We start from the raw sequence: 8625 nt of genomic DNA, 5'->3' as shown, positions 1-8625 counted from the left end.
GGTGCCGCGAGCGCGCCGACGACGTCGGTCGTCCGGCAGCCCGGGGGTAGCCTCCCGTCGGACGCGGTCGCCGAGGAGTTCGTCCGCGCCCACCGGGATACTGACAGCGCGCTGGATGTGCCGAGTGCGCCAGGTGCGCCGAGCACATCTGACGTGTCGGGTGTGCGGGGTGAGTTGAGCGCGCCGGGTGCCGCGAGCGCGCCGGCGACGTCGGTCGTCCGGCCGCCCGGGCTCCGCCTACCCTTGGGCGTGGTCGCCGAGAAGTTCGTCCGCGCGCACCGGGACACACCTGCCGTCACCATCTGGGCGGACGCCGACGCGACCGCCCTGCTCGCCGCCCGTGAAAGGTCTGGCACGGGTCTGCTGCCGTTGCTGGCCAGGGCCGCTCTCGCCGGACTCGCCGCCTTTCCCGCGCTGAACGCCCGGGTGGACGAGGCACGTTCGGAGATCGTCCGGCTGCCGCAGGTGCACCTGGGCTTCGCCGCGCAGACCGACGAGGGGCTCGTCGTCCCCGTCGTGCGGGACGCCGACCGGTTGCCCTTGGACCACCTCGCCACCGAACTGCGCCGCCTCACCGACCTGGCCCGCCGAGGCGCGCTCCCCGCCGAACACCGCACCGGCGGCACATTCACCCTCAACAACTACGGTGTGCTGGGCGTCGACGGTGCCACCCCGCTCCTCAACCACCCCCAGACGGCCATGCTCGGCATCGGCCGCCTCGTCGAACGCCCCTGGGCGGTGAACGGACGAGTGGAGGTGCGCGAGGTCGTCCAACTGTCGCTGACCTTCGACCACCGCGTCTGCGACGGCGGCACTGCAGCCGGCTTCCTCCGTCATGTCATCGACGGCATCACCGCCCCCTGAACCGTCGGCGGCGCCTCACCACCGCCTCAGCCCAGGCGTGGGTCCACATGGAACTTGGGACCAGGACCCGCGCCCGCCGGGCGCTCACCCGCGAGGACGGCTCCGACGTCGTCCAGCCCCACCGTCGCGGCGACGAGCGGCCGCGGATCGACCGAACCCTCCGCGTACGCCCGGATGGTGGCGTCGAGGCCGGGCGACGCGGACAGGACGCCGACCGCGGTGACATCCTTGAGGACGGCGGTGCGAGTGTCGATCCGGCTGGGCTCGCCGGCCAGACCGATGTAGACGACGTGGCCCGCCGGTTCGACCAACTCCAGGGCCAGATCCGGCAGATGGGCCGCGTTGGAGGCGTCCACGACAGCGTCGTACGGCAGATCTGGGAGGGAATTCTCCCGCCAGACATGCTCGAAACCCAGGTCGCGGGCGAAGGCGAGCGAACCGTCGGTCGTCCCCATCAGGTGGACCTCCGCCCCGGCGGCCCGGGCGAACATCGCGACCAGGAGCCCGATCGTGCCCGGCCCCAGGACCAGCGCCCGGTCACCGGGCCCAAGTTCGGCGGCCCGGGCGGCGCGCAGGGCGTTGCCGCCGGGCTCGACCAGTGCGCCCAGGGTCGCGTCGACGGAGTCGGGCAGGGCGTGCAACGAGGAAGCGGGAACCGTGAGTTGCTCGGCGAGGGCGCCGGCCCGGTCCCCGCGGATGCCGACCTCCTGCCGCTGCTCGCACACATGCTGACGACCCCGTCGGCAGCGGCGGCAGACACCGCAGCCGAGCATCGTGTCGCCCATCACCCGGCGGCCGATCCACGCGCCGTCGACACCGTCACCGACCTCTGCCACACGCCCCGACCACTCGTGGCCGAGCCGCATCGGGTAGGCGGAGTGCCCCTGGTGGAGATAGGCCATCGCGCCGGTGTGGAACTCCATGTCGGTACCGCACACGCCGACCCGCTCGACGTCGACGACGACCTCACCCGGTGCGGCCACGGGAGCGAGGACCTCCTGGACCTCGTACTTCCCGGGCGCCGTGAGAACGAACGCACGCATGGCGCGGCGGGCGCTCACCGAGGACCGAGCAGGTACGGGCGACGGCTGCCGGGGCGGCGACCGGGTTCCAGGACGAGGAAGAGGTGCACGGGTTCGGTCTCCGGTTCGGCCGGCGGGAGGGTGGGGGTGAGGGGGTGCTGGCCGCTCGTCATCGGTGCGGCTCTGCCAGCGGGCCGAGCAGTTCCCGGATCTCGGCGACCGCCTCGACCAGGGTCTGCAGCGGCGTGCGGTAGGTGAGGGCACTGACGCTCACGGCGCCGGAGGGAGTCGTCGGAGAGGTCGCGTACACGGCCACGGCAAGGCAGTTGACGCCCGGCTCGTTCTCCTGGTCGTCCACCGCGTAACCCCGCTCGCGGACGATCCGGAGATCGCGGTACAGGTCGTCGGCCGTGCACAGGGTCCGGGGTGTGCGGGAGGCCAGGGGCGTCTCGCCGATCCACGTCTCGACCTCGGCCGTGGTGGCCAATTCCTGGGCGAGCAGGGCCTTTCCGACGCCGGTGGCGTGGGCGGGGTTCCGGCCGCCCACCGTCGACGTCAGGCGGACGGCGCCGGTCGGCGGGTCGACCTTGGCGCGGTAGACGACCTCGTGGCCGTCGAGGACCGCGTAGTGCGCCGTCTCGCCGAACCGGTCGGCCAGCACCTCCAGTACGGGACGTACCCGGACGTGCTCGGGGCGTTCCTCGTGGTGGGCGAAGGCCATCCGCAGGAACTCGTCGCCGAGGACATAGCGACCCCGGACGCCCTGGTCGGCCAGCCCGGCCCGGCGCAGCGAAACCAGCGCCCGGTGCACGGTCGGTTTGGGGCTGCCGATCACCCGGGTCAGCTCCTCGAGGCCCACGCCGTCCGGATAGCGAGCCAGTTCCTTGAGGACGGCGAGCACCCGGTCCGACCCCACGAGACGTGCCCCGTCACCGTCGCCTCCGGCGGCTTCCTCGCTCACGGGGGCTGACGCGCCGTCGTCCATCTGTCTATGCTCCATGAGGTTCCGAAGAATAGACCACCGTACCGATTGTTGGAAAGGGTTACCGGTGACACTTCGCAGCGCGCAGTGGTACGAGGGGCAGGGGCGCAACGCCTACATCCACCGGGCGTGGATGCGCCGGGGCGCACCGGACGACGCCTTCACCGGCCGGCCCCAGATCGCCATCGCCAACACCGCCTCGGACCTGACCCCCTGCAACGCGCATCTGAACGAGGTCGCGGCCTCGGTCCGCAACGGCGTGTACGAGGCCGGGGGCATCCCCCTGGACCTGCCCGTGGTGTCGCTCGGCGAGACACAGGTACGGCCCACCGCCATGCTCTGGCGGAACATGGCGGCGATGGCCACGGAGGAGATGCTCCGGGCCAACCCGATCGACGGAGTCGTGCTCCTCGGCGGCTGCGACAAGACCATTCCGTCGCTCCTCATGGCCGCCGCCTCGGTGGACCTTCCCGCGGTGGTCGTGCCCGGCGGGCCGATGCTGACCGGGACCTTCCGGGGGACGCCGCTGGGCTGCGGCACCGACGTGTGGCGGCTGTCGGAGGAGGTGCGGGCCGGCACGCTCTCCTCGGAGCAGTTCACCCGCTCCGAGTCGGCGATGATCCGCAGCCGCGGGCACTGCAACACCATGGGCACCGCCTCGACGATGGCCCTGGTCGCCGAGGCCCTGGGCATGATCGTGCCGGGGGTGGCCGGTACTCCGGCGCCCGACAGCCGCCTGCTGGAGGCCGCCCACGGCACCGGCAGACTGGCGGTGGACATGGTCGCCGCCGACCGCCGCCCCGCCACCTTCCTGACCGAGGCGTCCTTCCACAACGCGATCGTCGCCCTGGCCGCCATCGGCGGCTCGACCAACGCCGTCGTGCACCTCCTGGCGATCGCCGGACGCCTGGGCGTCCCCCTCACGCTCGACGACTTCGACCGGATCGGCTCCCGCGTCCCCGTCCTGGTGGACCTCCAGCCCGCCGGCCGCTTCCTCATGGAGGACTTCCACCGCGCCGGAGGCCTGTCCGCCGTACTGCGGGAGGTGCGCGACCTGCTCGATCCCGACGCGCTCACCGTCACCGGCGAGCCGCTGGTGGACCATCTCGGCGACGCGCCGATCTGGGACCCGGAGGTCATCCGCACGCGCGCGAAGCCGCTGGTCGCCGAGGGCGGTATCGCGGTGCTGCGCGGCAATCTCGCCCCGGACGGAGCGCTCGTCAAGCCGGCGGCGGCCTCCCCGCATCTGCTGCGCCACCGGGGCCGGGCCGTCGTCTTCGACTCGATCGAGGACTTCCACGCCCGCATCGACGACCCCGACCTCGACGTGGACGCCGACTCCGTGCTCGTCCTGCGCGGCTGTGGCCCCAAGGGCTACCCGGGCATGCCCGAGGTGTCCAACATGCCGCTGCCGAAGAAGCTGCTGGAACATGGCGTCCGTGACATGGTCCGGGTCTGCGACGGCCGGATGAGCGGCACCGCCTACGGCACCGTCGTCCTGCACGTGGCCCCGGAGGCGGCGGCAGGCGGCCCCCTCGCCCTCGTCCGCACCGGCGACGTCATCGACCTGGACGTGGCGGCCCGGCGCCTCGACGTCGACGTAACCGCCGAGGAACTCGCCCGCAGGACCCCGAACCAGGCCACCGTCACCGGCTTCGCCAACCCCAGGCGCGGCTGGGAACGCCTGTACGTCGACCACGTCCAGCAGGCCGACACGGGCGCCGACCTGGACTTCCTCATCGGCTCCAGCGGCTCGGAGGTGAGCCGGGAATCCCACTGACGGGTGGGTCCCGGCCCTGAGCCGGCGTCGAAAAGACAAGGGTTGTGCGGGCGGGGAAAAGTCGTCACACTGGTTCCCGAACGAATGGTCGGTTGGGGAGTGGGTATCGATGACGACGACACACACCGCCGCCTCGGACACGGACGGTGCCGGGTCGGACGGCGACGCACTGCTCGAGAAGCACTTCGAGGCGACGATCGCGCGGGACCACCGGATCGAGCCGCGCGACTGGATGCCCGAGGGCTACCGGAAGACGCTGGTCCGGCAGATCGCCCAGCACGCGCACTCGGAGATCATCGGCATGCAGCCGGAGGGCGAGTGGATCACGCGCGCGCCCTCGCTGCGCCGCAAGGCGATCCTCTTCGCGAAGGTCCAGGACGAGGCCGGACACGGGCTGTACCTGTACTCGGCCGCCGAGACACTCGGCGCCGACCGCGCGGACCTCACCGAGCGGCTCATCGAGGGCCGCCAGAAGTACTCGTCGATCTTCAACTACCCGACGCTCAGCTTCGCCGACGTCGGCGTGATCGGCTGGTTCGTGGACGGCGCGGCGATCTGCAACCAGGTGCCCCTGTGCCGCAGCTCGTACGGGCCGTACGCGCGCGCGATGGTCCGCGTCTGCAAGGAGGAGTCCTTCCATCAGCGGCAGGGCTACGAGCTGCTGATGACGATGATGCGCGGTACGGAGGAACAGCGCGCCATGGTCCAGGACGCCGTCGACCGCTGGTGGTGGCCCTCGCTGATGATGTTCGGCCCGCCCGACGACAACTCGCCCAACTCCGCGCAGTCCATGGCCTGGAAGATCAAGCGGCACACCAACGACGAACTGCGTCAGCGCTTCGTCGACATGACCGTCCCCCAGGCGGAAAAGCTCGGCGTGACCCTGCCCGACCCGGAGCTGCGCTGGAACGACGAGCGCGGACACCACGACTTCGGCACCCCCGACTGGGACGAACTGATGCGCGTCATCAAGGGCGACGGCCCCCGCAACACCGAACGGATCGCCCGGCGTCGCACCGCCCACGAAGAAGGTGCCTGGGTGCGCGAGGCAGCCACCGCCCACGCCGCCAAGCAGCGCGCGCGGGCCGCGAAGGAGACAGCGGCATGAGCAGCAGCGACAACCTGTCGGCCGAGTGGCCCCTCTACGAGGTGTTCGTGCGCGGCAAGCGCGGGCTGAACCACGTACACGTCGGCTCGCTGCACGCGGCCGACGACCGGATGGCACTCACCCACGCGCGCGACCTGTACACACGGCGCAACGAAGGCGTGAGCATCTGGGTGGTGCGCTCCGAGCACATAGCGGCCTCCTCGCGCGACGAGAAGGATCCCTTCTTCGCCCCCAGTGCCGACAAGGTCTACCGCCACCCGACCTTCTACGACATCCCCGACGACGTCCCGCACATCTAGCAGAGGGGAGGAGCACGGAAATGAGCGACACCGAGGACGCCGTGGACCACCACGACCACCACGACGATCATGACGACCACGTCTATCTCTCCCTCGCCGAGGGCCACGACGACGGCAGCGACGCCCGCTGGGCCTTCGGCACCGGGTTCGAGGACCCCCTGTACGGCGTCGACACCACCCTGCCGGACGGTGTCGACGCCGGCGAGCTGGCCGCGACCTGTGTCGAACTCGCCGACGACGCACTGGTGTCGGCCCAACGGCTGGCCCAGTGGTGCACCCGCGCCCCCGAGCTGGAGGAGGAGGTCGCCCTCGCCAACATCGGCCTCGACCTCCTCGGCCAGGCCCGGCTGCTGTACGCGCGCGCCGGCCAGGTCGACGGCACCGGGCGCGACGAGGACGCGTACGCCTACTTCCGGGACCCCTCGGACTTCCGCAACGTACGCCTCGCCGAACTGCCCATCGGGGACTTCGCGTTCTCGATCACGCGGCTGCTGGTGCTGTCCAGCTGGCGGCTCGCCCATCTCGAACGGCTCGCCGCGCACCGCGACCCGGTGCTCGCCGCGATCGCCGCGAAGGCCGTCAAGGAGCTGACGTACCACCGGCAGTACGCGGCCGAATGGGCCGTCCGCCTGGGCGACGGCACCGACGAGTCCCACCGTCGGATGCGCACTGCCCTGGACGAAGTCGCCCCGTATCTCGGCGAGTTGTTCACCGCGTACGACGTCCAGGGCGAGGTCGTCGAGGTGCTGCGGCAGGTCACCGCGGCCGCCGGGCTGCCCATGCCGGCCGTCTCACCGGCGCGTGGCGCCGGCCGCGAGGGAGAGCACACCGAGCATCTCGCGCCGCTGCTCGCCGAGTTGCAGAGCGTGGCCCGCGCCCACCCGGAGGCGACATGGTGACCACGAGCGGTACCGAAGCCGGGACTGTGACCGGGATCGACGACGTCCGGCGCGCCCGTGTCATCGCCGAGCGGGTGCCGGACCCCGAGCTGCCCATGCTGACCCTGGCCGACCTCGGCGTCCTGCGGGACGTGGAGGTGACCGGGGACGGGACAGTGGTGGCGAGTCTGACCCCGACCTACTCGGGCTGCCCGGCGATGGCGGAGATGCGTGCCGCCGTCGCCGTCCGGCTGCGTGCCGCGGGGTACGCGCGCGTGCGGATCCGTACGGTTCTCGATCCCCCGTGGACCAGTGACTGGATCACCTCGGCGGGCCGCCGCAAGCTCGCCGAGCACGGCATCGCCCCTCCCGGCCCCGCCCCACGCGGCCCGGTCTCCCTCTCCCTGCTGCCCACCCGGCGCACCGTGCCCTGTCCCCGGTGCGGCTCGGCGGACACCGAGGAGACCTCCCGTTTCGCCGCCACGTCCTGCAAGGCCCTGTGGCGCTGTCGCGCATGCCGCGAGCCGTTCGAGTACGTCAAGGAGATCTGATGGCCGCGCCCATCTCCCCGACCGTCCCGCCGACCACCGCCCTGCCCGCGGTGCGGCGCCGCCCGGTCTTCCACGCCCTGAAGGTCGCCGAGGTACGACGGTTGTGCGGGGACGCCGTCACGGTCGCCTTCGAGGTGCCGTCGGACCTGGCCGTCGAGTACGCCTTCACGCCGGGCCAGTCGCTCACCCTGCGCCGGGAGTTCGAGGGGCGCGAGGAGCGGCGGTCGTACTCGATCTGCGCCCCCGTCGGCGAACAGCCCCGCATCGGCGTACGGATGGTGCCCGGAGGGCTGTTCTCGTCCTGGCTGGTCGACGGCGTACGCCCGGGTGACGTGCTCGACGTGATGACACCGACGGGCGCCTTCACCCCCGACCTGACGGCACCCGGCCGCCACGTCCTGATCGCCGCCGGTTCCGGGATCACCCCGATGATGTCGATCGCCGAGTCCGTCCTGGCCGCCGACGACCGCTCACAGGTCACCCTCCTGTACGGCAACCGGCGTACGGACACCGTGATGTTCGCCGACGAACTGGCGGACCTGAAGGATCTGTACCGTACGCGCTTCCAGCTGGGGCACGTACTGTCGCGCGAGCCGCGCGAGGCCGACCTGCTGTCGGGGCGCCTGGACGCCGAACGGCTCGCCGCGCTGCTCGCCGGTCTCGTCGACGTCCCGGGCACCGACCACTGGTGGCTGTGCGGACCGCACGGCATGGTCCGCGACGCCCAGGAGCTGCTGACGGAGCTGGGCGTCCCCGTGGACCGTGTCCACCAGGAGCTCTTCTACGCCGACGACCAGCCGCTCCGCCAGGTCCAGCACACGGACGAGGTGGTGAAGGGCCCGGTGAGCCGGGTCACGATCACCCTCGACGGCCGTTCCACCACGACCGCCCTGTCCCGGGAGGCGACCGTCCTGGACGGCGCCGCCCGGACCCGCCCGGACCTGCCGTTCGCCTGCAAGGGCGGCGTCTGTGGCACCTGCCGGGCGCTGGTCACCTCGGGAGAGGCGGACATGCGCCGAAACTACGCCCTCGAACCCGCCGAGGTCGCCGCCGGCTACGTCCTGACCTGCCAGACGTTCCCCGTCTCGGAGACGCTCACGGTCGACTACGACAGCTGAGGCGGAGGTTTGGCGGGCCGAGC

At 71.8% G+C, this 8625-nt stretch carries 10 protein-coding genes; 7 read left to right on the top strand and 3 right to left on the bottom strand.

Annotated features, from left to right (window positions below; genetic code table 11):
* A partial coding sequence (locus PV396_RS10080; RefSeq protein ID WP_319202722.1) for a 2-oxo acid dehydrogenase subunit E2 occupies positions 1-864 on the top strand: 864 nt, incomplete at its 5' end.
* 26 nt (positions 865-890) lie between these two features.
* Here the strand turns inward: PV396_RS10080 and PV396_RS10075 are convergent.
* From PV396_RS10075 to PV396_RS10065, 3 genes are read right to left on the bottom strand one after another with little or no spacing between them, the layout of a single operon-like run.
* A complete protein-coding gene (locus PV396_RS10075) occupies positions 891-1907 on the bottom strand; it encodes a zinc-dependent alcohol dehydrogenase (RefSeq protein ID WP_319202719.1) in 1017 nt (338 codons plus the stop codon).
* Between the two features lie 14 nt (positions 1908-1921).
* Positions 1922-2059, bottom strand: a complete 138-nt coding sequence (locus PV396_RS10070) for a hypothetical protein (RefSeq protein ID WP_319202717.1) — start codon at positions 2057-2059, stop codon at positions 1922-1924.
* The gene (locus PV396_RS10065; protein WP_319202716.1) at positions 2056-2886 is read right to left on the bottom strand and encodes an IclR family transcriptional regulator; all 831 of its coding nucleotides are present in this window, start codon (positions 2884-2886) and stop codon (positions 2056-2058) included. The genes PV396_RS10070 and PV396_RS10065 overlap by 4 nt, the downstream gene beginning before the upstream one ends.
* A gap of 49 nt (positions 2887-2935) precedes the next feature.
* Between PV396_RS10065 and PV396_RS10060 the strand changes: the two genes are divergently transcribed.
* The 6 genes from PV396_RS10060 to paaE all read left to right on the top strand — a co-directional run bounded on the left by PV396_RS10060 (position 2936) and on the right by paaE (position 8602).
* Positions 2936-4648, top strand: a complete 1713-nt coding sequence (locus PV396_RS10060) for an IlvD/Edd family dehydratase (protein ID WP_319202714.1) — start codon at positions 2936-2938, stop codon at positions 4646-4648.
* 109 nt (positions 4649-4757) lie between these two features.
* Entirely contained in the window at positions 4758-5756 is a 999-nt protein-coding gene (gene paaA, locus PV396_RS10055) for a 1,2-phenylacetyl-CoA epoxidase subunit PaaA (protein ID WP_319202712.1), read from the top strand.
* Positions 5753-6055: a 1,2-phenylacetyl-CoA epoxidase subunit PaaB gene (gene paaB, locus PV396_RS10050; RefSeq protein ID WP_319202710.1), complete on the top strand. Its 303-nt coding sequence runs from the start codon at positions 5753-5755 to the stop codon at positions 6053-6055. Before paaA ends, paaB begins: the two co-directional genes overlap by 4 nt.
* A 20-nt stretch (positions 6056-6075) precedes the next feature.
* Positions 6076-6954, top strand: coding sequence for a 1,2-phenylacetyl-CoA epoxidase subunit PaaC (gene paaC, locus PV396_RS10045; protein WP_319202708.1), 879 nt, complete (start codon positions 6076-6078; stop codon positions 6952-6954).
* Complete coding sequence (gene paaD / locus PV396_RS10040; RefSeq protein ID WP_319202706.1) at positions 6948-7484, top strand: 1,2-phenylacetyl-CoA epoxidase subunit PaaD; 537 nt, start codon at positions 6948-6950, stop codon at positions 7482-7484. The genes paaC and paaD overlap by 7 nt, the downstream gene beginning before the upstream one ends.
* Positions 7484-8602 (top strand): 1,2-phenylacetyl-CoA epoxidase subunit PaaE, encoded by a 1119-nt coding sequence (gene paaE, locus PV396_RS10035; protein ID WP_319202704.1) that lies wholly within the window; start codon positions 7484-7486, stop codon positions 8600-8602. The genes paaD and paaE overlap by 1 nt, the downstream gene beginning before the upstream one ends.
* Positions 8603-8625 lie beyond the last annotated feature (23 nt).

Source organism: Streptomyces sp. ME02-8801-2C, assembly GCF_033793965.1.
Classification (GTDB): Bacteria; Actinomycetota; Actinomycetes; order Streptomycetales; family Streptomycetaceae; genus Streptomyces.
Note: the sequence above shows the minus strand (reverse complement) of the source record. Positions and strands in the feature narration are given on the sequence as shown.

What these genes read in the sequence shown, in the direction of transcription:
- PV396_RS10075 (WP_319202719.1), bottom strand. Translation starts at nt 1,907, where the DNA reads ATGCGTGCGTTCGTTCTCACGGCGCCCGGGAAGTACGAGGTCCAGGAG.
- PV396_RS10070 (WP_319202717.1), bottom strand. Translation starts at nt 2,059, where the DNA reads ATGACGAGCGGCCAGCACCCCCTCACCCCCACCCTCCCGCCGGCCGAA.
- PV396_RS10065 (WP_319202716.1), bottom strand. Translation starts at nt 2,886, where the DNA reads ATGGAGCATAGACAGATGGACGACGGCGCGTCAGCCCCCGTGAGCGAG.
- paaA (WP_319202712.1), top strand. Translation starts at nt 4,758, where the DNA reads ATGACGACGACACACACCGCCGCCTCGGACACGGACGGTGCCGGGTCG.
- paaB (WP_319202710.1), top strand. Translation starts at nt 5,753, where the DNA reads ATGAGCAGCAGCGACAACCTGTCGGCCGAGTGGCCCCTCTACGAGGTG.
- paaC (WP_319202708.1), top strand. Translation starts at nt 6,076, where the DNA reads ATGAGCGACACCGAGGACGCCGTGGACCACCACGACCACCACGACGAT.
- paaD (WP_319202706.1), top strand. Translation starts at nt 6,948, where the DNA reads ATGGTGACCACGAGCGGTACCGAAGCCGGGACTGTGACCGGGATCGAC.
- paaE (WP_319202704.1), top strand. Translation starts at nt 7,484, where the DNA reads ATGGCCGCGCCCATCTCCCCGACCGTCCCGCCGACCACCGCCCTGCCC.